The organism is Vallitalea pronyensis (assembly GCF_018141445.1).
In the GTDB taxonomy this organism is placed as follows: Bacteria; Bacillota; Clostridia; order Lachnospirales; family Vallitaleaceae; genus Vallitalea; species Vallitalea pronyensis.
This window is the reverse complement of record NZ_CP058649.1, coordinates 1862281-1885381: the sequence shown is the minus strand read 5'-3', so window position 1 is coordinate 1885381 and position 23101 is coordinate 1862281. Positions and strand designations below refer to the sequence as shown.

Below are 23101 nucleotides of genomic sequence, written 5' to 3'. Positions count from 1 at the left end.
CTCAACGGATATTGTGTTGCTTTGTTTGATTGAATTGATTCTATTATACATGTGGCATCTGGCATTTTTAGTAAAGAAACTTATGAATACCTTTCATTATTTATTGAATATGGCTATTAAAAAATGCACATGATGACATGTGCATTTTGGCCATATACTTTTTTATGATAAAGTTGCTTTTTTTATAGATAAGGGCTTATTCTGCTGAATTTCTATAACTTGTAGGCGTCATACCTGTTTTTTGTTTAAACATCCGGCTAAAATAATGTTCATTATCATAACCAACCTCTTTGGAAATTTCAATCACCTGTTCATGTGTTTCCTTAAGCAGTCTTTTCGCTTTCTCTATTTTTAAACCCGTTAAATACTCTTTTAGGGTTTCACCTGTTTCTTTTTTGAATAACATGCTTAAGTAAGTATTGGTCACACCAAACTGATCCGCAACATCTTTTAATACAATGCCTTCTTGATAATGCTCTTTTAAATATTTTATCACATGTCGAATAATATAATTATCACTGTTATCCTTGGTGATTGCATTTAGATTCTCTTGAAGCTCCAAGAGAAAGTGTATGAAATCTTCCTTACGGTGTATGCCCTGAAGCATTGCATATTTTTCCTCTTCACTTTTCCATAGCAGTTTGTTGGCATACCCTAATTTGTCCAAATAGTTATTGGTAATGTATACCAGTGATGACATAAAGAATCGAACCTGCCCCAGTTCAATGTATTTGGATTTTTCTACATAGCTAAATAAATCGTCCATAATGGCATTAACGCTTTCATCGCTGCCTTTTTGGAAGGTTTTTTCAAAACGGTTAATATAGCTTTCAAAGCTTTTATAATCTCGATAATCCCGATTACGCATGACTTCATCATAAAAGACAAGCATGTCATCTGAAACAAAACTTTTTAGACTATAGGTTTGGCAGACTTGCAGATAGGCCAGAGGGACATCTTCTACACTGCCAAAGGTTTGACTCACATAAATTGTTACTTTTTGATTAAAATACTGTTTCATAATAAAGTTGATTCTGCCCGTTAACCGATGTATGGTCTGATATTGTTCATTTTCACTATAGGCATTCATGTTGTATACAATACTCAGTTCTTCATATCCTGTTTCACATATATAGGCATAGTCATAATCTTCGAGAATTTCTTCTATCACTTGCCGAATCCCGTCTTCATTCAAAGTCTTATCCAAATCTTTCACTTTGAACATGAGGACACAATAATTTTTATAAGGTAGTTTAAGCGAAAGATGCTCTCGTCTTTCTTCATAGGTCTTATCAAATGGAATCTGACCATAGATTATTTCTTTCAGATAATCTTTTCTTGCGCTTTGGAGCATTTGCTTATCCATTACATGGGTGGGCATTTTTTCTGTAGACTGCCACCGAATATATTCTTTAGCCTTTTCAAGCACAGCAGCCATATGCTCTGCATCTAGATCTAATTTCAATATATAATCCAATGCTCCCATTTTAAGAGCCTCTCTCACAAATACATAATCATCAAAAGAGCTCAACACAATAAAAGCACTTTTGTGCCCTTCTTCTTTGGCAGCCTTCATTAATTCAATACCAGTCATCACGGGCATTTTAATGTCCGTAATCACAAGATCAATGGGTTGTTGTCGCATGCTTTCAATGGCTTCATACCCATTAACCACGCTATCCACCAACTGAAAACCATGTGCTTCCCAGTTAAGGAGATTGGTTACACCAAGCCTGCTGATAATTTCATCATCTACAATGAGAACACGATACATGACGCTCACCCTTCCTGAGATGTATTGATTGGTATGTGAATGGTTATGGTTGTCCCTTCTCCTAACGTACTGTCTATATGAACCCCATAATGGTTACCATATAGAAGCTTTAACCGTTCATCCACATTCTTAATACCAATAGGATTAAGACCAGCTTCATGTTGATGCTTAGATGAATCGGTTAAAATCATGCGCAATTTCTCTTTCTCTATGCCAACACCATCATCCATGACCATAATCTTAAGATCGTCTCCCACCACTTCTGTAACAACCTGAATGATTCCAGGACCTTTTTTGGGTTCAATACCATAGAAGATGGCATTTTCTACAAAAGGCTGGAGAATGTACTTGGGTATAATCTTTTCCATATGCTCATCTTGGATAGCATAGATGATTTCAAACTTACCTTTGTACCGCACTTGTTGAATCATACCATAGGCATCAATAATCTCGATCTCACTTTTTAACGGAACAAATTGACCTTTTAGACTACTTGTCTTGCGAAGCAGTATCCAAAGCGCATCCACAATGTTGATGATATTGTCTGCTTTTTGAATACCTGCAAGCCATTTTAAAGCATTCAAGGAATTGTACATAAAATGAGGATTGATTTGGGCTTGCAGCGCTTTATATTCCGCATCATTCATGGCTTTATTATAGGCAATTTCTTTATCCATATTTTCCTTCAACTGCCTAGTCATTCGATTAAAATTATTCGTTAACAAACCAATTTCATCATCACTTTTATGATCGACCTGGACCTGCAGGTCACCGTGACGTACTTGTGTCATGGCTTTGGTTAACTTATTAATGGGTCGAACAATCCGTCCTGTAATCACCATAAGAATCAACATTTCAAGTATAATACTTATGGCTGCTGTGATCAAAGTAACCTTTATGATTAAACTGTTCTCATCATAGATACGGTCTGCTGGTGTCATACTTATCAGCTTCCATCCATAATCCTCTAACTCTTTTTCAACGGTAATACCTGCATGACCTTCAGTGTCTAACTTCTGACTTACTAAGTTCTTGGATTCATGATAAATCATACGCCCTTCATGATCTGTTAAAAACAATTTTCTATCACTGTAAATGCGTTCATTATTATATAATTTTCTAAAATAATCCGCATCTAATTCAAAGTAAATTAACCCGATAGCTGCACCAAAATGATTGTACAGTTTTCGAGCAAACTTTAAGACATGTTCTGAATCAGCTAAATGATAATAACTTTCTTCTATACCAAGATAGGTTAGTCCTATAGACGATATCTCCACCTTTGATAATTCCTCTTGTATCGTTGTATTTTCAAAAAAATCATTGCCTATGGTATGCCAATATTCTTCCCCATTATAACCATAGATATAGATACCTTGAATAGATGCAAAAACATCAAATGTACTCATAGCGTTTATGGTATGGGTCACAATCCTGTCATCTCTTATTTTTTCAAAGGCTTTCCTATGACCATAATCCGTCTGAATACGCTCAAGAACCAGGGTATTATTCGCAAGAAACCCAAAGGTATTGGTTAATTGATTCAATTCCTTTTCTGTAATTTCCATAATGTAGCTAAGATTTTCATCACTCATCTCTTCATATTTATGCATTAGAATATGATTTGATAAAAAATAAGCAATGAAACTCATGGCTAAAGAAATCACAAGAAATACAGAAAAAAATATTAAAAAATACTTGTTCCGAAGCTTCATAAGCTTACCCTCTCGTCTTTTTAACATAGGTACTCTTATTCATTATAATCTGTATTTTACTTTTTACAAATACATTTTTTTATGATAAAGCTATCTTTTTTACGATAATGAACCTCTTTTTGTACAACTAAGACAAAAAGAGGTCCATTCTTTTTATGACTTAATAATCCTTGATTTGTTCGTCAGTTAATGGTCTGTTGTTCCTTGTTCTTGCATCTTCTCGATACAACACACCACCATCTGTTGCCAAGGAGTGGGTAAACCCTATTGATTGAATGTTAGCATTAGAATAGTCTAATGTATAACACCCTCGATCCACATTGAATGTGGTATCGGTACGGTACTCATGGGAAATCATAAGTATGGGTACGACAGGTGTGGATAAACGCTTAGACCCTTCAAGGGATTTCTCATAATCTGCATAACTTCCTCCACCATCACGTTTACTATAATCAATATATAAAAGGTCACTATAGGCAAACCAGGCTATTTTTTCATTACCTCTTTGCTCTAACTTAATGTTTCCTTTTACCTTAACATTTTCAAAACGTCCACGCTTTCGATGAACCGTATAGGTGTCCCCTTGATAATTGACCGTTACACTATCATCCCTTGTAAACTCAGACACGTCTGCATGGATGGCAAAACCACTGTTGATAGCGGATATATTCACTAAGGTAATATCGTGACATATTTTGGCATGAGGTTTCATATACACAGCACAAAAGCCTTCTTTATTTTTGATATTAACCAGTGCAACATGATGGATGGCTCCAAGGGTTGGTCCTGCCAAACTTGAATTATCTGTGTCTTTTCCACTGCCAGGCTCAAGGCGCACTGTTGCACCATTCTCGCCATCAATATTACGTAATAGTACGTTATTTCCTGCAAACAATTGAACAGTAGCATAGCCACCATGAATACCTGTAGCTGCCACATCTTGTACCACACCATAAGTAGGTACTTTCCCAAAAATTGGGTTATAGGTCTTCACATTATTGACCAAAATTGTGCCAGGACTACCATCTTGATAAGGCACTAACACCACAAATGGCTGACCTTCATAGTTCCCTTGGATATTAATTTTAGCAATGGCAAAATTCTTAACATTGGTCAAACGAATGGGACGTTTATCCCCACCTTTATTGCCGTTGGTCTTGATGGTAAAACGGCCAGGGCCAATGGAAGAAATCTCTATGTTCTGTATCCTTGGATCATCCACGGTCTTAGGACGTATATCAAACAAGATATTGCTATTCATGTTAAATACAGCATCTTCATGGACCTCAATCCTTGTATTGGATTTATTAATCTTTAACGTACCTAAATGATAAGTTCCACTAGAAAATTGAATAATTCCCCCTGTATTCAGCTTCTGTTGAATGGAACTTATACTATCACTTGGCGTTACAATTTTTTTATTACTGGTGTTAATCCTATTTGTGAAATATCTTTTACCACCATATGAGACGTTACCAATACCGTCATATGTTGCAGGATTAGCAGCCATTACCGGCGTTTTACAAATGGTACATAACATCAAAACGACTAAACTAAAGCTTAAAAATGATAACCTTTTTTTCATTTTTCCATCTCCTCGTTTTTTAATTGATTCTTCAAGAATACCTCATGTCTTAAACTCAATTTTTCATCATTGGTTTAATCATACGCTTCCTCCTTTGTTGGTATTTTCTCAACACAAATATATACAGATGACTATTGACATTCATAGACATCCCATGAATGACAATTTATCATTCATATTGAGCTATACATGGATTACACATCCAATCTATTCAGATTGTCTCTCTATTCTAAAGGGCCTTAAAATAGACCGAAAATTCATATGTTTTATACTCCAATGGTAATGCTTGTACTCGGGAAAGTAAATGAACATTTTTTAAAACGTACTTTCAATTTTTAAATTCATCTGATAGGCATAAAGAAATCGCCTTTTTTTATGTTTTTACAATAAAAAATAGGATTTGATGTATGCATCAAATCCCATAAAATATGGCGTACTATGTTTCTAAAAACGTCTGTCTAGCTGGTGTAAAAACATCCAGCAGTCTCCCTGTCTCAAGGCAAACGGCACCATGTTCAACATTGGGTTGCTTATAAGTGCTATCCCCAACCTTAAGTATTTGCTTCTTTCCTCCTATATTGAATTCGAATACACCCTCTAAAATATAGGTACATTGTTCATGGGGATGGCTATGAAGGGAACCTACTGCACCCTTTTCAAAATACACTTCAACAAGCATCAGGTTATCGGAATAAGAAAGAATGTTACGACTTATACCACTCCCTAAATCTTCCATAGAACTGTCCTCTTTCATAAAATAATGCTTAATGCTATCCATTCTATGACCTCCTATTATCATAAAACATTTCCCACTGAATTTTCATTGGTCTGTCAAAATTTTTAACTTGCTTTCTAAACTGAAGCTTCGTTTCTAGGGCTTTATGGGAGGTATGATAGACTTCTTCAAGGCCTAAAACCTCTGAGCCTGTATAATCCAAACCGCTCACTTTAAACTTCTGAATAGGGCCATCCTCAAACAGGATAAAACCATGCTCATCTAATGTAGGGTTGTTTGAAAAACATAAAAATTCCATGACGATTTCTATCCATGAACTTTCTTGCCATGTCACCCATTCTTCTCTTTTAATATACCCTGACTTGAACACATATTTTATCCTACAAGCACCTCGCTGATCCATGATAGGGTATCTATCACCCACTTGGCATAGATTCTCTAATATGTAAGTCAACTCAAAATAATCATCAGCTTGATAAGTTGTTATGTCTTTCATATAAGCCAGCGACATGAGCTCGCTGCCATCTTCAAAGGTGTATCTTGGCATTAACTGAGCATAAAATGTATCAGCAGGTGACTCAAGGACTAACGCCTCGTTGGGTATGGGTAAATAAGGGGTTGCGTAATAATAACTGTTGCCTCGTACATCACCAGCAGTTCCTCCTCCACCATTAATAAGGGGTAACTGAAAAACATGAGACTTATCTCGAACAACCAGCAGTCCCCTATCAAACTGATCTTCAGTAAATGCATAATAGTTATAAGGTGTTAAACCATCAATCATTTTTTTCCAGTTCTTTGAGACTGTTCTGTTACCATAGCCAATAGATACCCAGTCATGATAGGTATGCAGTACTTGACAGCATAGACTCATGTTTTCTCCTAGTATTCTTCCTTTATGGCGATAACCATCTGTCCCACGTCCTTTTTCCCACATATTAATGGATTGCATGGCATCATCCATCCAAAAGTCAACGAATTTATGGATAATCCTCACATGATAACCGTAAGCAATCTCTTTTTCTGTTTCATTCAAGAGACCGAGTACTGCCCCAATGGATAATACTTCTAAAATTGCTGTATCCCCATAAGGACCTATGCTTCGCCCATACCCAATGCCATGTCCTTTTTCATGGACCAGACTTAAGCAAATGTTAAGGGACTGGCGTAACATGTTCAATAGTACTTCTGGTATCTTTACCCCCGTAGCATACAACAACCCACATATTTCGCCAGGAATAAGGATGGAGTATCTATCATAGCGCCCTTCTCCAGGTGTTTCATCCATATATAAGTGTTCTCCTGAATAGGTTGTTACATGATGAATGAACTTATCCAACAGTATGTCACTATGATTTGTAAAATCCCATCCCAGCAACTCCCGATACTTTGCAATGCCGTAAGCTACACCATAATAGTTGGTAGGATAATTAACCAGGCTATAATCTGATTGCTTTACAAATTCTCTCCAGTCCAGTTTTTCCTTTAATGGATCAAGCGCATCAGCCTCTAACACCTGATGAAGTAAGTCATGTTCCTTCAGCCGATACAACCCTTTTAGATAATTGAAGTGACCCCAAGTTTTCATGTCTTTATGTGCCGTGAAATGGATCAGTTTTCGTACGGCATGCAAGTATGCTTCTTTTTTTTCACCTTCATCCATCATAACCAAGACAAACGATGCACCATTGATAATCTTACCAGGTACAAATACGTCACCACTTTTAAAGACTTTTATACCAGCCATTGTTAAGTCATCTTTATGTTGAAGAATGTCTGTCATCAGCCTCTCTATATGAGGTATGATTTTACTGTCAATCATTGCTTTCATTTCTAAATTCATGGCCCATTCCTTTCTCCTATGGTTATTCTTATTATACACGCTAAGTATCCATGTGGACATACACCATTTAAATAGGTATACACCATCTCATGGATATCATTTACGGTGAATGCATATCGGATTATGTTAATAGACAGCTTAACAACATGTATGCTAATATAGCTTATAAATAAAGATTACCTTGTTCTCTCATGAAGGAGCTGTTTTTTTTGAACAATCATCATTTACTTAAAAAATGGTTTATTACATACCTTGTTCTTATTACCATATCACTTACTTTTATATTTATTATCTACAATGTTTACATGTCATCCATCAAAAAAAATACCGACTACTTCAATAAAAATTATTTGCACCAAGTCATTAAAATGATGGATAGCCAAACATCAGCTATTAAACATGCTACCAAAACACTCTACCTGCATCCAAAAACATTTTCGCTTTTAAAAATGTCAGATATAGCCAGCCCTGAGGACCAATATACGTTATTGCAAATACAAGAGAACCTTAAAATGCATAATCTATCCAATAATCTTATTGAATCCATTCTTATCTATGCCCATAAACCCCAACTGTTGATTTTTGGGGATAGTTATTATCGGGATAAGTACTTGGACATCTTTACACAAGAAAAATACCAAATGAACAGCGTTCAATTTAAAAGATTGATGACCCAAGATTATGATGATGGAAAGATCATGCGACTGAGCCATCTGCATCCAGATATTATCCACGATAAGAAATATCCAACCACGGATGTCCTTTTTTACATACAAACATTTCCCAAATCATCTCTAACTGCTCGAGCAACCTTACTTGTCATCTTTAATGAATTCATGATTTATGAGATTCTAGAGCATGCGAAACCATTTACTTCTCAGGGTGCCCTTATTATCACCGATGAAAATAACCAATTGGTCTTTTCTTCTAACGAAGCTGTTAACCCTACTATACTCACAGAAAACATCAATGATCATGGGGCTTATACCATTCAAACCCATCACCTTCAGGATTATGCTGTCTATTTGGATGATTCCACAGAAGACCACTGGCATTATTACTGGGTGATTCCACTGGCTGTACATCAAGAAAACATTAACTCTCTGAAAGCCATCACTTTGCTTACCATCCTTTTTTTAGCATTATTTATGACTTTACTGGCTTATTATTTTTCCCATAATTCTTATAAACCTGTTAAACAATTAATGCGTACCATTGAAAACCCCTCCATTACGCATACAAGAAATGAATTTGAATACATTGCCTCTGTTTTTGACTTTGCCAAGAATAGAACCAAAAAAATGGAAACCATCATCGCCTCACAATCCAATACCTTGCTCAATAACTTTTTAATCAAGCTCCTTAGAGGGCACTACTTTGATACCATGACCATTCATGACAAACTAAAAGAATATGACGTATCTTTTACAGGTAACGTGTTTTGCTGTATTGTTTTTGATTTCCATGATGACAAGCTACCTGTAACGGATCAGCAATTGAATGCATTTATCATTATGAATGTATTTAGTGAAATCTTAAAACCCAAGTACACCTGTTATATGTTAGAGCTCACAAAACATATCGTCTGTCTCCTCAATTACACCACACAGGGTTCGTGTCTTGACCTGATTGAGCATGAATTGTACACAGGTATTGACTTAATAAAAACCCAGTTGCATATTGGATTAAATATCGGTATCAGCAATGAATACCACCATCTTAATGGGCTTCCCACTATCTACAAGGAAGGTGTTGAAGCCGTTAACTACAGCCGTATGATTAGCTTACACCAAGCCATGCGATACGATGAGATGCAATCCTTTACATCAAGATATGACCTTGATTTTGACATGGAAACCCGTCTCCTAAATACCATACGGCTGGGTCATACCATGGATGCTACACGGCTTGTGAAGAAGATCATTGGGATTAATTCTAGGAAACAATTACAATACGATACCCTGCAATGTATGATGTTTGATCTCTTTAGTATCATCATGAAGTCTTCTACTAGTACAGAAACAACCATGCCCCCTATCACCAAGATGATGCACGCTAATACCTTAGATGAGATGCAAGGTATACTTGAGACAAGCATCATGAATGCTTGCCATCATCATGCAGAAAAACTTAAGCAGAAAGATGACAACAAGCTATCTCACGAGATTACCGCTTACATACTTCGTCACTATATGAATCCCGACTTAAACGTTGCCCATTTGAGTGATGTTTTTCATCTATCCACTGCCCATCTATCCAGAATATACAAGAAAGATGTGGGGACTAATTTAAATGATGCTATCAGTAACATTCGGCTTGATCGAGCTAAGGAAAAACTGTCCACCACCCACATGACCATTAATGATGTTGCAGCATCCGTTGGCTATACCTATCCCAATGCCTTCATTCGGTTTTTCAAGAAAAAAACGAATATTACACCTGGTCAATACCGCTCTTTATATGCTAAGAAGTGATGATATGCCCATACTGAATCACTAAAAGTAACCCTCTTCTCATCATGGTCTTAGCCTTTTACAGCACCAATCATAACGCCTTTAACAAAATAGCGCTGTAAGAAAGGGTATACAAGGAGTATGGGTACTGTGGAAACAACAATGGTTGCGTATTTAATGGTTTCTGCAATGTTCACCGTGTCGATAACATCTTGATTAGCGGTCATGGACGACGTATCATTGGCAATTAATATCTCTCTTAGAACCAATTGTAAAGGATACAGGTTTCTATCGGTTAAGAAAACAGATGCCCAAAACCAACCATTCCAGATGGCAACACCATAATAGAGTACCATAACAGCTATGACGGGTTTACTTAGTGGTAAAATAATCTTAAACAAGATTGTCCAATGCCTTGCACCATCAACTTTTGCCGATTCCTCTAACGAATAGGGTATAGCTGCAAAAGACGTTCGCATAATAATGAGATTATATGCATTGACTGAAAAGGGTAAAACCAGTGAAAACAATGTATCTGTCAGATGAAGGGCCTGTACTTGTAGGAAAAACGGTACCAATCCTCCTTCAAAAAACATGGTGAACACAATCAACATCATGATGATATTCTTCCACTTGACGTTTCTTCTGGATAACACATATGCTCCCAACGACGTCATCATGACCATAAACGTTGTACCCAGAGTCAGTACCATCAGGGTATTCCTGTAACCAATAAATATATTGGGATTGTTAAGGACTGCCTTAAAAGCATCCACATTTGCTTTTCCAACGGGTTTAAATAGAAAGCCTGTATGGGAGACCAATGCTGCACCATCACTAAAAGAAGCTGCAATCACATAGATAATGGGGTATATTGTGACGAAGCATAAAGCCATAAGGATCATCCCATTAAACACTTGAAATAGACGATAGCTTTTTGATATCTTCATATTATTTTCCATATATGCTTTAACCTCCTACCACAAACTTGTTTCACTATAACGCCTGCTTAGACGGTTTGCAACAAGTATAAAGCTAAAATTAATGACTGCATTAAATAGCCCAATAGCTGTGCTGTAACTAAAATTCATTTCTAATAAACCTGTTCTGTAAACATACGTTGATATAACATCTGCAACACGATAGGTTGCTGGGTTATACATTAAAATGATTTTTTCAAAACCAATGGTCAGTATTCTACCCATTCTTAGAATGAGTAAGATAATGATGGTTGAACGAATACTCGGTAAAGTAATATGTATTGTTTGCTTCCATCGATTGGCACCATCAATACGGGCGGCTTCATATAACTGTTCATCTATTCCAGATAAGGCTGCTAAATAGATAATGGAATTCCAGCCAATGGTCTGCCATACCTCCGACGATACATAGATGGTTCTGAATACATCTGGTTTTTGTAAAAGAGCATTAGCTTCTCCCCCAAAAAAAACAATGATATCGTTAATTAAGCCGTTGGTTGATGTAAACTCCTTAATCATACCGACAATCACCACCATGGATAAAAAATGAGGAAGATAGGTCATTAATTGAATGCTGCTTTTAAACCACTTGGTTCTAATTTCATTGAGAAGTAGAGCAAAAATAATAGGGGCAGGAAATCCCCATAGTATGGTTTGAAGACTAATGATTAACGTATTCTTAAAGAGCCTGATAAAATAAACACTGTTAAAGAATCTTGTAAAATGTGTAAAACCTGTCCATGCACTACCGGATATGCCTTTAACAGGCACATAATTTTTAAATGCAATGGAAGCCCCATACATAGGCATATACTTGAATAGAATAAAATATAGTATAACGGGTAGAATCATCAAATATAAAGTACGGTTCATTTTAAAATCTTTTCTAACGCCTTGTAGAAACAATACGATTCCTTTCCCAGTTATTGACCTCTTTACTGATCGCACATTATTACACCCTTTCAAAACCTATGTAGACGTCAAGGATACCTCATCGTCACTTGACCCCTACATAGCTAACGATCTATCGACTTATCTGTTATTAAAACGTTCTAATGCCTTGGTATATAATTCAATCACTCTATCAATGCCCATATCTCTAATATTCTGCACATAGGTATCATAAGTGGATAACTCTTCCAGACCAAGAATATACAGTGTCTGCATTTCATCTCTATAGGTATTCACTTCACTGAGAATGGATGCAATCTCTGCACTTTCTTCTGGGGTTGGCGTTATATTCGGTAACGTATACTTTTCCGTTTCGGAAATTGTCCAGTTCTCTTTACTGATGACCTGCTGTTCGTAACTGTTACCATATTGCTCGTTATACTCTCGCATTTGAGGAAAAGGACCACTATAGGTGGCTCTCACATACTGACCCAATACTTCCGCTACAGGCTTTTCCGTATTTTTCATAATGAATTCTTTGTAAGTTGGGTAACCATCAATCATATCATAGGACTCGCCTTCTATACCAAAATTATGAAACATTTTTCCCTCTTCACTATAGGCATAATCAAGGACACGCATAGCTGCTTCCACATCTGTACAAGTGGTGGAAATATAAGCCCCTTGACCCGTTAACGGGAATGATCGCTGAGTGAATTTTGGTATGTCCCCTCTATGTTCGACGGGGTATTTAACACCAATGAAATCAATATCCGGGTTATCTTCTGTTGATTTAAGCCATACCCCTAGGCGGCTTCCAGTATAGCCCATAGAAGCACCTGACTCCCCAGTGGTTAACTTGGCTGCTACTTGATTTCGATCCACACTGGCAAAATCCGAATCCAGTAAGCCTTCTTCATACCATTTTGCAAAAGTTGCTAAGAATTTTTTATAGCCTGGTTGAATGGAACCGTATTGTATGTCACCGTTTTCATCCATATAAAAATCTTCTGCAATACCAAATGCGCCGATAAATGGACTACCCGTAGACGTGTTTAATAAGGCAGGCTCAAATGTAAGGGGTGCCGTTGCGCCCATTTTTTCCTTAAAAAGTGTTAACATGTGATACCAATCATCCATTGTTTCTGGGTAGTCTAAGCCCAATTTTTCTAGCCATACATGGTTCACCACAGGTCCAAAATAGACTTTCAAATAGTCATCGGTACGCACAAAAGGAAAAGAATAATAGCGACCATCATCTGTTTTGGATAACTTATCATATTCAGGATTCTCTTGATAAAATTTGTAAAGATGAGGTGCGTATTTAGGAATGTAGTCTGTAATATCCATGATCACCCCGTCTTCAAGGGCTTTTGCAGGACCTCCAATATAATTTTTAACAATGTTGTATTCCATAATATCTGGATAATTCCCTGAAACAACCAATAGATTAAACTGCTCTTTGGTTTGGCCTATGGTTGGGTGAATAAATTCAATGTCTGCCCCTGTAAGTTGTTGTAGATTCTTCGCAAAAGCTGTATCCCCTAAGTTAGAAAAATTCTGTGCAACAGATGGCGTTAATTCTAACCACCAAGTTAAATCAACATCTTTCATGGGATAAGAAAAAGCTTTATCGTCTGTAGACTTATCCTTTTTCATGTGGTCTGCATCTTGTGAAACAGTTTGTTTACCACTTCCTTCACCTGATTGACCTTGATTACCACATGCTGTCAATATATGCGTCATTAATGAGAAAACCAATATTAATAGGACTATCTTTTTCAATGTGATTGCCTCCATCATCTATCAATGTTTTTGCAGTTCCGGACTACTTAGTCAGTATACTAAATTAAAAAAGAACTGTATATGAACAGTTCTCTGCTTTGATGAACAAAATCGTAGACTATACACCATTGTTCATGGATGTTATGGATTGTTATGCATCTGCCTGATAACCTATAGCTACCCTTATCTAATGTTTTTCTTGTACTTGTTTTCTAAACACACTGGGTGAAACACCCATATAACGTTTAAATACTTTTGTAAAATATTGACTACTGGAAAATCCAACCTCAAATGCGATGTAAGTCATGGATGCCTTGGTTTCTTTTAAATGTTTAATGGCTTGTTTAATACGATACCTCTGAATATATTCACTGGGTGTCTGCCCTGTATTTATTTTAAACAAATGATACACATATGTCTGTTTTTTCCCAAGTATATTAGCTATGTCTTCAACCCGAATATCCTCCATGTAATGTTGTTTAATATAGTCATGGGATTTCATATAATCATCGGATAGATCCCTTGATTTAACGGTACTAAAGCATCTAGCCGATTGTAAAATAATTTGACAAATCATGCTATGTAAGGATGGCAGAATGAGTGTTTTATCCTGACTGGCATGGTATAATGCACATTCATCATGTAATGCATGTAACGTGGCTGACATATAGGGTGTAATATCTGATACGCCGTTACCTCTCTCAGAAAATATCTGATTCATCGCAGCAAGACTGGCTTGGGAAAAAGGTGTGTTCACATGGCTCTTCTCAGCCAAAGGTTGAAACACCATCCAAAACATATCGCAAGGCAATGTGACATTTTCTAAACCTCTATGGGATACATGGGGCGCCATCAGTGACACTTGATTACTCAAAACATGATGGGTGCTGCCATCTTCCAACTCCCAAATAACACTGCCTTTTGTCACAAAGGTTAACTCATACCCTTCATGGTCATGCCATCCCAGATAATTACCTTCTTCAAAATGATTATAGCCAAAGGATCGGACAAGAGGTAGATTAATATTAGCATCTAACCTATATTTTTTTTGCTTCTTATTCATGTTACCATCCCCCATTTTCTATGCATGTAATCTTATGGATCACCCATGCTTAGACGGTTATAACTAAATAATAGGGATTAATTGTGCTTATGTCAACCATGAATGGGTATTGTTGGTTTCTTTCATGAGATACTCTATCTGTTGGTTAATGTCCATACACTTCGCACATGGTACCTTATCTTCCCATTGCATTATTACAACATATACACTTATAATATATAAAGCACTAAATATCCTATTTAATTGTCTACAACGTTTGATACATGAAAGGACCATAAAATGATTAAAAAAAAGAAATCTTTGCTCATAGTAATATTTATTATTATTCTAATAGGTTTTATCTTCAAACCGATTAGATTGATGAACTATTCCAACATTGATAAGGTTGTCATTACCAACGAAGCAGCATGGGGACAATCACCCCTAACGCTTAATGATGATGATCTAACGAAATTGAAGACGGTTTTAGGTCATTATAATGTAATAGGTTTTACTATGTCTATTGAAAAAGCTTTACGTAATCTACGTGTAGATTTTTATAAGGATAATAAGATAAAATATTCTATGGGTTTTTATTCGGCTGATATGGCTAATCAGGAAAGAACCGTTATTGCCTTATCCCCCCAGTATTATACGATTAATCCAAGGGTAGCTAAAATATTACATGAAATACTGGAAGATAATGATTTTTCAATGGAGCCATACTAAAGTAACAATCTATCTATCATTAGATGTTTATTACCATGTGAATTAAAACAATACAAATAATATAAAAACCATCCACTGATCAAAAATCATTTCAGTGGATGGTTTTTACATGTCTATTAATATAAGTAGATACTACATTACTCTAATTCCTTCAAGGTAAATAGATACTTAAATAAACTAGCTAACACCTTAACAAGTTCAACTTTGTAACGATCACAATCTCCTTAATCAATCCTTATAAATAATCGTACCACTTTCACCTTTAATAGCTAACGGTGCTTTTTCAAGGGAAGCAATGACGGCTTTTCGGCCCTCTCCAGCTTTTACGAATGAGATGGCAGCTTGAACTTTTGGAAGCATGCTGCCTGATGCAAAATGACCTTCTTCACAATATCTTTCTGCTTCTTCTACAGACATTTTGGGCAGGTCTTGTTGTTCAGGTGTTCCAAAATGAATAGCCACCCGATCAACTGCTGTAAGGATAAACAAGTAGTCGGCATGAACAGATTCTGCTAATATACCCGATGCAAAATCTTTGTCAATGACTGCGGACACACCATGGTAACTGCCGTCCTCTTCTCTTACAACGGGGACACCGCCACCGCCGCAGGTCACCACAATAAATTCATGGTCTAACATGCTGACAACTGACTCTTTTTCTAGAATACGCACAGGTTTTGGGGAGGGTACCATTCTGCGGTAACCTCGGTTTGCATCTTTCTTCATCACCAAGGATGGGTCCGATGCCATCATGGTTTTTGCTTCTTCTTCTGTATAGAAACTGCCAATAGGCTTGGTTGGGTTTTTAAAAGCTTTATCTTCCTTATCCACTTCAATCTGTGTGACGACTGTTGCTACATACCATGGTTTTTTTTGAGCATAAATCTCCGCTTGCAACGCATTTTGCAAATGAAACCCAATGTAACCTTGGCTCATTGCTGTACATTCTGGTAAATCAAAGGAAGCAATTTTGTCATTATGCTTTGAAGCCTCTTCAAAAGCTATATTAATCATACCAACTTGGGGACCATTTCCATGGCTGATGATGATCTCATTCCCTTGTTTAATCAACTCAATTAGAGATTTTGCTGCATTTCTGACTTTTATCTTTTGCTCCTCAGGTGTTTTACCTAATGCATTGCCGCCTAATGCAATGACAACTCTTGGTATTGCGTTTTTGTGTTTCATAACAATTCCTCCCATAACATGTATTCGACGCTAGTCAATATCTGCTTCTTGTAACTCAACGGTTTGTCTAAATACCCCTGGGGTCATTAATCGCAGTTTTAAGAAATTGCGTGTAAAGGTTTTTGATGTATTATAACCCACCTCAATGGCTATATCCGTAATGCGCATATCTGTGGATAGTAATAATTCACTTGCCCGATTAATACGAACAGCATTCAAAAAATCTTCATAGTTTTTCTCCACTTGATAGAGCAGAATTTTATTCAGGTTTTTAACGGATATATTAAAGTGATCCGCAACAAGTTTGGGTGTCAGCTCTTCCATATAATAACGATAAATATAGTCAACAATCTCAAAAGAAGCCTTTGTCTCCTTTATCTTACAAATATCATTTACCTTTTGATAGGTTTTTCGATACTCATTGGCTTTCATGCCAATTCTGGCCATAAATACTTTACTAATATGTGCTCCATCCACAAAACCCAGTATTTCTGCAAGTTCTTCCATGGTAAAATCCGTGTACAAAAGGAAATTAATGGTTTTACCTATACGCATTTCGTTAAGCAAATCAAAAAAAGACAGTCCAGTGGTTTTATTAATATAATGACTGATGGACGACTCACTTAGATAGAAAATACGGGATAATTTCTTCAGGGTCAGTTTATCACTAAGATGATTATAAATATACTGTATGATTTCAGCATTATCAATGGTATGGGATGTCTCATGGTTCTCTTCCATATTATCTTTACCAAAACGATAGAACTGAATCATGATCTCCACAATTTTATTAGTTAAATAGATATTGCTTAAATCTTTTCCCTGTTTCGTATCAATGGTGGATTCCATACCAATTTCACTATGAATCTGTTTGAAAAGCTGATGCATGATGCCCCCTTGTTCCTTATCACAATGGATAACCGGCATATTGGTTAAGTCATTGGTGATATGAATAGGATCATTGCTGTTGTTGTAAAAGGATTTCATGATGTTATTGACACCATCAAAATAATATTTTAACAGAAAAAACTGTAATGGTTCGGTCACTTCAAAAATGTCAGAGGTTTGCCATGGAAGTATGGAAACCACGGTTCCTGGCTCTAATACATATTCTTTTCCCTGTAACCTTAAATGCCCATGTCCTTCATTAATTAACAAAAATCTAGACATTTGGTGTATTAATGGTTTTGTTGGCTCTTCAATGACTTCCACATCAAAACTGCATATGGAACGATGGTCATATTCTGAGCGATATTGACTTTGTATATTAATGATATTTTTCATAACAAACACCTCGATCGACTGTTTAATTTCACTATATAGGAAGGATGATTTCTTGTCAATTTTCTATGGGACATTTGGATGTTTGTTTCTTGTATTTCCATAGCAACCTGTTATCCACTTACTATTCATCTATTTAGCTAGATGGCCTAATATCACTTATTACCCATTTATTTTATGCGGTAAATTACTCAAAAACGGTACCAAAAAATACCATAGACAATCACCTTATACCTTTTATGTCAACATGAAAATACATGAATTCTATTTTCTAATGTCTAACATAGGGTCCATTTTTTTTATATACTAAGTGCAAGTCATATCAACCACCAGAAAGGCTGGCTTGAAGATATGAAATCAATAGATGATAAGGAGATTAAACATGGCTATTTCAATTAAAGGTAAACATTTTTTAACACTGCTTGATTATTCCCAAGAAGAGATTCGCTATCTCTTAGATTTATCTAAAAACTTTAAAGACTTAAAGCGAAGCGGTACACCTCACTGTTACCTACAAGGAAAAAACATGGTTTTACTTTTTGAAAAAACGTCCACCAGAACACGCTGCTCCTTTGAAGTGGCTGGTATGGATCTTGGCATGGGGGTGACATATCTTGATCCCAACAGTTCTCAAATGGGTAAAAAAGAAAGTATCGCCGATACAGCAAAAGTATTAGGACGCTTATACGATGGTATTGAGTATCGAGGATTTAGCCAAGACATTGTGACAACACTTGCAAATAACGCAGGCGTTCCTGTATGGAATGGCTTAACGGATGATTTTCATCCCACACAAATGTTAGCAGACTTGTTAACCATTGAAGAAAAATTTGGTACACTGCAAGGGCTTCATTTCACCTATATGGGTGACGCAAGAAATAACATGGGTAACTCTTTAATGATTGCATGTGCAAAGATGGGTATCCATTTCACCGCTTGCTCGCCTAAGGCACTCTTCCCAGATGAGGCATTGGTTGCTAAAGCAAAAGCATATGCAGCAGAAAATAATTGTACCGTTCACTTAACTGACAATATTCAAGAAGGTTCAACGGGAGCAGATATTATCTATACCGATATCTGGGTGTCCATGGGTGAACCTGATGATGTATGGGAAACGAGGATTAAATTACTGAAAGATTATCAAGTCAATGCTGATGTGATGAAGTATGCGAATGAGCAAGCCATTTTTATGCATTGTCTACCTGCTTTTCATGATACGAACACAACCATCGGCCATGCAATGGCCAAGAAATTTGGTATCACGGAAATGGAAGTCACCAATGAGGTCTTCCAATCCAAGCAATCTGTTGTGTTTGATGAAGCTGAAAACAGGATGCATACCATTAAAGCTGTTATCTATGCCACATTAAGTTAACCAGGAGGTCTCTTATGGGTTGCATTCTTGAATGGATTTAGATGGGATAAAAGATATAAAGCTTATGGATAGTCATCATGAAAAGACTTCTTTTGGTCATCATATAACCAAAGGAGGTCTTTTAATTGTTACCATTTAGATCGTAATGATTTTCATGGTGTCTTGTATATTCTTTAATGTTTCATGCTCATTCTCCCATTGTGTGCGATAGTTTAAGCATCTGCAACTGTATTCTTGATTATGTTTTAATAAACCAAAACGATAATGGACATGCCCCATAATAATGTGTTTGACATTTTCTTTAAACAAGTGACCATATTGCTCACTGCCCAAATACGCATTAAAATATTCCCATGTGTCGTTTGGAAGGGGCACTGTAAAATTTGAATCCGTCACCATATGGGTCACAAATATGATGTTTTTATCTTGATGTTGGGCTATTTGCTTGGCTAATTTGTCGTAGAGCTCCAAGGTTTTTTCCTGATCGGACATGTGCCAATGAATATAATTCTTATCTTGCCATTGTCGTTCTTGATGATAACCTACTTCGTATACGGTATGGTCATAATTATCGCTACCAAAACTGTAATCATACCAACCAATATCACCAATAACAACATAGTCTTCATTTAATGGATAAGGTTTTCCGCATAGACAACTGTCATGGGCTTGAAACGTATTATATATGTCATCTGTATGGGCTATCTCTTCATGATGGATATTCCATAGGTCGTGATTACCTGGTACAAAAAGGCATTTACACCCTGTTTTGCTTTCAATATAGTCAATGACCTGGATACTCTTGGTGTAGTCATTGGAAATATCACCTGCAATGATCATCACATCAATGGACATATCCTGTATCACTTTTATCAGGGCATCTTCTATTGTATCGTTTTCTTTGTAATTGATATCCACATGAATATCGGATATAACGCCTATCTTCATCTTCATTCATCCTTTCTGCTAATCATATAAATGACAGCATACATGGTGGTTTTGATTCAGTTGTCTTGCTATGGGTTCTATGTCTTTACATTTTCCTAAAGCTTCTGGACATCGATTATAAAAAGGACATCCTGTGCCTATTTTTTGATGCCTATTAATCTCACCGGCTATAACAGCTTTGTCTGGATTGCCCCTATCATGTATGGAAGGAATAGCAGCCATTAAAGATTTGGTGTAGGGATGCAATGGATTGTCATAGATATCCTCCACATGAGCCAGTTCAACAATTTTTCCTAAATACATCACCCCAATACGGTCACTCATATATTCTACCACATTTAAGTCGTGAGAGATAAATAAATAGGTTAAGCCATATTGCACTTGCAAGTCCTTCATAAGATTAAGAATGGAGGATTGAACGGAAACATCTAGAGCTGAAACAGGTTCATCTGCAATAATGAACTTCGGATTTAACATGAGTGAACAAAGAATACTCATACGCTGTCTCTGCCCCCCAGATAATTCATGGGGATACCTTTTGTAATAGGTGTCATCAAACCCAGCTTCTTCTAACATATGATTTACCCGCATTCTTCTTTCTTTTCGTGATAAGGACTGGTGAATCTTCAAAGGTTCTTCTAGAAACCAACCAATTGTCTTTCTAGGGTTCATAACCCCAAAAGGGTCTTGAAAGATCATTTGAATGTTTTTTGTCACAGCATTCCTTTTTTGCTTGTCTTTTATATCCACAGGGATACCATCAAATAAGAGATCACCTTCTGTTTTGTGAACAAGATTAGCAATAAGCTTAGCCGTTGTGGATTTGCCACAACCCGATTCTCCAACGAGTCCAAAGGTTTCACCTGCATAGATGTCAAAAGAAATGTCATTGACTGCTTTTATGGTTTTAGGCTGTTGAAAGAGCTTGGTTTTAGGTAACGTATAATATTTTTTTAGGTTCTTAACTTCCAGTATTTTTTCTTTCTTCATCATCATTAGCCTTTCTCTATCTCACATTCAGGATAAAAACATCTAACAAAATGGCCGTCGGCTACTTCGATAAAATCAGGTAATGCCTCTTGACATTTTTCAGTGGCTTTATAGCACCTGGTGGAAAAGGGACACCCCTTTGGTCTTTCATGAATATTAGGCACTTTACCTTCTATAGCATATAACCTTTCTTGTCTTTTCTTAGGATTAGGTATGGATTGTAATAGTCCTATGGTATAAGGATGGGATGGGGTTTTTAATAATTGATCCACATGGCCTTTTTCAACAACATAGCCTAAGTATATCACAAGTACTTGGTCACATACTTCTTTAATGACACCTAAGTCATGGGAAATAAAGATAATGGCTGTACGTCTGGATTTATTTAATGTTTTCATGAGAGCTAGTATTTGTGCTTGAATGGTTACGTCCAAGGCTGTTGTGGGTTCATCAGCAATTAAAATACTAGGGTTACATATCATAGCCATAGCAATCATCACTCTTTGTATCATACCTCCTGACAATGCATGGGTATAGGCATTGAACAAGGATTCCACATGTTGCAGTCCTACTTTTTCCATCATATCAAGGGCTTTCGTTTTAGCTTCATTTTTGGATAAGCCCTCATGAAGAACAAGCATCTCCACAATTTGCGGTCCTACCTTCATCAGAGGATTTAACGATGTCATAGGCTCTTGAAAAATGATGGAAATATCTTTGCCTCTAATCTTAGACAACTGGTTATTGCTTAGTTTTCTCAGATCCTGACCTTCAAAGGTCATGTCACTGGCACTCACAATAGCTGAAGGGGGCAATAAACCCATAAGGGACATGGCTGAAATACTTTTACCACATCCTGATTCGCCTACAATCCCTAGTACTTCATTTTCATGTAACGTATAAGACACATTAGAAACTGCTTCAAGAATACCTTTTTTTGTTTTGAATTCAATTTTTAAATCTTTTACTTCTAATATTTTCTTCAACTGTCAACCTACTTTCTAGGATCTCTAAGATCACGTATACCATCACCTAATAAATTGAACCCTAGGACTGACAAGGTTATCATTAACCCAGGTGCTAACGCATAATAAGGGGCTTTTAAGATATAAGTCTGTGATTCACTTAGCATTCTTCCCCAACTTGGATTGGGAGGCTGTACCCCTAAGCCTAAGTAAGACAGCCCTGCTTCTGCAAGAATGGCAGATGCAAATCCAATGGATGCAGCAACGATTAAAGGCGAAATAATATTAGGAAGAATGTGCACAAACATGATTCGAAAGTGTGACACCCCTATGGTTCTTGCCATATCCACATAGGTTAAATGCTTTGCTTGTAAAAAACCGCTTATTGCTATTCTGGCAAAACTGGGAATAGCTAAAATACCCAGCGCAATCATGGTATTCACAATACCAACACCTAAAACAGCTACAAAAAGTAATGCAAATAAAATGCCTGGAAAAGACATCAGTGCATCCATAATGCGCATAAGAATCTCATCAATCATACCGCCAAAATAACCTGCAACACTACCGATGATGACACCAACAACGCATCCAATCGTAATGGAGATAAGCCCCACATAAAAAGCTGTCTGAGAGCCTTTCATAATACGACTAAAAATATCTCGGCCAAAGTGATCTGTTCCTAGTAGATGGGCTATATTTGGTGACATGAGCTTATCCGATAGCTTCATTTCGGTTACACTATAGGGTGTATAAAAAAAACTAAGCAGCATGAGACCTAATAATAAGCTTACAATCACTAAGCCTATATAAAAATTCAT

At 36.7% G+C, this 23101-nt stretch carries 18 protein-coding genes; 3 read left to right on the top strand and 15 right to left on the bottom strand.

Features of this window, described 5'->3' with window-relative positions:
- Window positions 1-196: 196 nt before the first annotated feature.
- The 5 genes from HZI73_RS07830 to HZI73_RS07810 all read right to left on the bottom strand — a co-directional run bounded on the left by HZI73_RS07830 (window position 197) and on the right by HZI73_RS07810 (window position 7653).
- A complete protein-coding gene (locus HZI73_RS07830; RefSeq protein ID WP_212697691.1) occupies window positions 197-1774 on the bottom strand; it encodes a response regulator transcription factor in 1578 nt (525 codons plus the stop codon).
- A 5-nt stretch (window positions 1775-1779) separates the two neighbouring features.
- Complete coding sequence (locus HZI73_RS07825) at window positions 1780-3516, bottom strand: cache domain-containing sensor histidine kinase (RefSeq protein WP_212697690.1); 1737 nt, start codon at window positions 3514-3516, stop codon at window positions 1780-1782.
- Window positions 3517-3649: 133 nt separating this feature from the next.
- Window positions 3650-5074, bottom strand: coding sequence for a hypothetical protein (locus HZI73_RS07820; RefSeq protein ID WP_212697689.1), 1425 nt, complete (start codon window positions 5072-5074; stop codon window positions 3650-3652).
- A gap of 436 nt (window positions 5075-5510) precedes the next feature.
- Window positions 5511-5852: a cupin domain-containing protein gene (locus HZI73_RS07815; RefSeq protein WP_212697688.1), complete on the bottom strand. Its 342-nt coding sequence runs from the start codon at window positions 5850-5852 to the stop codon at window positions 5511-5513.
- A 1-nt stretch (window position 5853) separates the two neighbouring features.
- Window positions 5854-7653: a hypothetical protein gene (locus tag HZI73_RS07810; protein ID WP_212697687.1), complete on the bottom strand. Its 1800-nt coding sequence runs from the start codon at window positions 7651-7653 to the stop codon at window positions 5854-5856.
- A 209-nt stretch (window positions 7654-7862) separates the two neighbouring features.
- Here HZI73_RS07810 and HZI73_RS07805 point away from each other — a divergent pair, with 209 nt between their 5' ends.
- A complete protein-coding gene (locus HZI73_RS07805) occupies window positions 7863-10127 on the top strand; it encodes a helix-turn-helix domain-containing protein (protein WP_212697686.1) in 2265 nt (754 codons plus the stop codon).
- 50 nt (window positions 10128-10177) lie between these two features.
- Here HZI73_RS07805 and HZI73_RS07800 read toward each other — a convergent pair whose 3' ends face one another.
- The 4 genes from HZI73_RS07800 to HZI73_RS07785 all read right to left on the bottom strand — a co-directional run bounded on the left by HZI73_RS07800 (window position 10178) and on the right by HZI73_RS07785 (window position 14825).
- Window positions 10178-11068, bottom strand: coding sequence for a carbohydrate ABC transporter permease (locus HZI73_RS07800; protein WP_246552398.1), 891 nt, complete (start codon window positions 11066-11068; stop codon window positions 10178-10180).
- 15 nt (window positions 11069-11083) lie between these two features.
- Window positions 11084-12034 carry an ABC transporter permease gene (locus HZI73_RS07795; RefSeq protein ID WP_330619705.1) on the bottom strand — a complete coding sequence of 317 codons (951 nt, stop codon included), beginning with the start codon at window positions 12032-12034 and terminating at the stop codon, window positions 11084-11086.
- An 84-nt stretch (window positions 12035-12118) separates the two neighbouring features.
- Window positions 12119-13762: an extracellular solute-binding protein gene (locus HZI73_RS07790; protein ID WP_212697685.1), complete on the bottom strand. Its 1644-nt coding sequence runs from the start codon at window positions 13760-13762 to the stop codon at window positions 12119-12121.
- A gap of 187 nt (window positions 13763-13949) precedes the next feature.
- A complete protein-coding gene (locus HZI73_RS07785) occupies window positions 13950-14825 on the bottom strand; it encodes an AraC family transcriptional regulator (RefSeq protein WP_212697684.1) in 876 nt (291 codons plus the stop codon).
- 360 nt (window positions 14826-15185) lie between these two features.
- Here HZI73_RS07785 and HZI73_RS07780 point away from each other — a divergent pair, with 360 nt between their 5' ends.
- A complete protein-coding gene (locus tag HZI73_RS07780; protein ID WP_212697683.1) occupies window positions 15186-15533 on the top strand; it encodes a hypothetical protein in 348 nt (115 codons plus the stop codon).
- 228 nt (window positions 15534-15761) lie between these two features.
- On the opposite strand, the gene arcC is transcribed toward HZI73_RS07780, so the two are convergent.
- Together arcC and HZI73_RS07770 are read right to left on the bottom strand one after the other, a co-directional pair.
- Window positions 15762-16721 (bottom strand): carbamate kinase, encoded by a 960-nt coding sequence (arcC, locus tag HZI73_RS07775; protein WP_330619704.1) that lies wholly within the window; start codon window positions 16719-16721, stop codon window positions 15762-15764.
- Between the two features lie 30 nt (window positions 16722-16751).
- The gene (locus HZI73_RS07770; protein ID WP_212697682.1) at window positions 16752-18005 is read right to left on the bottom strand and encodes a helix-turn-helix transcriptional regulator; all 1254 of its coding nucleotides are present in this window, start codon (window positions 18003-18005) and stop codon (window positions 16752-16754) included.
- Window positions 18006-18384: 379 nt separating this feature from the next.
- Between HZI73_RS07770 and argF the strand changes: the two genes are divergently transcribed.
- A complete protein-coding gene (argF, locus tag HZI73_RS07765; RefSeq protein ID WP_212697681.1) occupies window positions 18385-19377 on the top strand; it encodes an ornithine carbamoyltransferase in 993 nt (330 codons plus the stop codon).
- Window positions 19378-19512: 135 nt separating this feature from the next.
- On the opposite strand, the gene HZI73_RS07760 is transcribed toward argF, so the two are convergent.
- Genes HZI73_RS07760 through HZI73_RS07745 form a run of 4 tightly spaced genes read right to left on the bottom strand, consistent with a single transcriptional unit; the run spans window position 19513 to window position 23101 of the window.
- Entirely contained in the window at window positions 19513-20325 is an 813-nt protein-coding gene (locus HZI73_RS07760) for a metallophosphoesterase (protein ID WP_212697680.1), read from the bottom strand.
- A gap of 18 nt (window positions 20326-20343) precedes the next feature.
- Window positions 20344-21321 (bottom strand): ABC transporter ATP-binding protein, encoded by a 978-nt coding sequence (locus HZI73_RS07755; RefSeq protein WP_212697679.1) that lies wholly within the window; start codon window positions 21319-21321, stop codon window positions 20344-20346.
- Window positions 21321-22301 (bottom strand): ABC transporter ATP-binding protein, encoded by a 981-nt coding sequence (locus HZI73_RS07750; RefSeq protein ID WP_212697678.1) that lies wholly within the window; start codon window positions 22299-22301, stop codon window positions 21321-21323. The genes HZI73_RS07755 and HZI73_RS07750 overlap by 1 nt, the downstream gene beginning before the upstream one ends.
- Window positions 22302-22309: 8 nt before the next feature.
- Window positions 22310-23101, bottom strand: coding sequence for an ABC transporter permease (locus HZI73_RS07745; protein ID WP_212697677.1), 792 nt, complete (start codon window positions 23099-23101; stop codon window positions 22310-22312).

What these genes read in the sequence shown, in the direction of transcription:
- HZI73_RS07830 (WP_212697691.1), bottom strand. Translation starts at nt 1,774, where the DNA reads ATGTATCGTGTTCTCATTGTAGATGATGAAATTATCAGCAGGCTTGGT.
- HZI73_RS07825 (WP_212697690.1), bottom strand. Translation starts at nt 3,516, where the DNA reads ATGTTAAAAAGACGAGAGGGTAAGCTTATGAAGCTTCGGAACAAGTAT.
- HZI73_RS07820 (WP_212697689.1), bottom strand. Translation starts at nt 5,074, where the DNA reads ATGAAAAAAAGGTTATCATTTTTAAGCTTTAGTTTAGTCGTTTTGATG.
- HZI73_RS07815 (WP_212697688.1), bottom strand. Translation starts at nt 5,852, where the DNA reads ATGGATAGCATTAAGCATTATTTTATGAAAGAGGACAGTTCTATGGAA.
- HZI73_RS07810 (WP_212697687.1), bottom strand. Translation starts at nt 7,653, where the DNA reads ATGAATTTAGAAATGAAAGCAATGATTGACAGTAAAATCATACCTCAT.
- HZI73_RS07800 (WP_246552398.1), bottom strand. Translation starts at nt 11,068, where the DNA reads ATGGAAAATAATATGAAGATATCAAAAAGCTATCGTCTATTTCAAGTG.
- HZI73_RS07785 (WP_212697684.1), bottom strand. Translation starts at nt 14,825, where the DNA reads ATGAATAAGAAGCAAAAAAAATATAGGTTAGATGCTAATATTAATCTA.
- HZI73_RS07780 (WP_212697683.1), top strand. Translation starts at nt 15,186, where the DNA reads ATGAACTATTCCAACATTGATAAGGTTGTCATTACCAACGAAGCAGCA.
- arcC (WP_330619704.1), bottom strand. Translation starts at nt 16,721, where the DNA reads ATGAAACACAAAAACGCAATACCAAGAGTTGTCATTGCATTAGGCGGC.
- HZI73_RS07770 (WP_212697682.1), bottom strand. Translation starts at nt 18,005, where the DNA reads ATGAAAAATATCATTAATATACAAAGTCAATATCGCTCAGAATATGAC.
- argF (WP_212697681.1), top strand. Translation starts at nt 18,385, where the DNA reads ATGGCTATTTCAATTAAAGGTAAACATTTTTTAACACTGCTTGATTAT.
- HZI73_RS07760 (WP_212697680.1), bottom strand. Translation starts at nt 20,325, where the DNA reads ATGAAGATAGGCGTTATATCCGATATTCATGTGGATATCAATTACAAA.
- HZI73_RS07755 (WP_212697679.1), bottom strand. Translation starts at nt 21,321, where the DNA reads ATGATGATGAAGAAAGAAAAAATACTGGAAGTTAAGAACCTAAAAAAA.
- HZI73_RS07745 (WP_212697677.1), bottom strand. Translation starts at nt 23,101, where the DNA reads ATGAATTTTTATATAGGCTTAGTGATTGTAAGCTTATTATTAGGTCTC.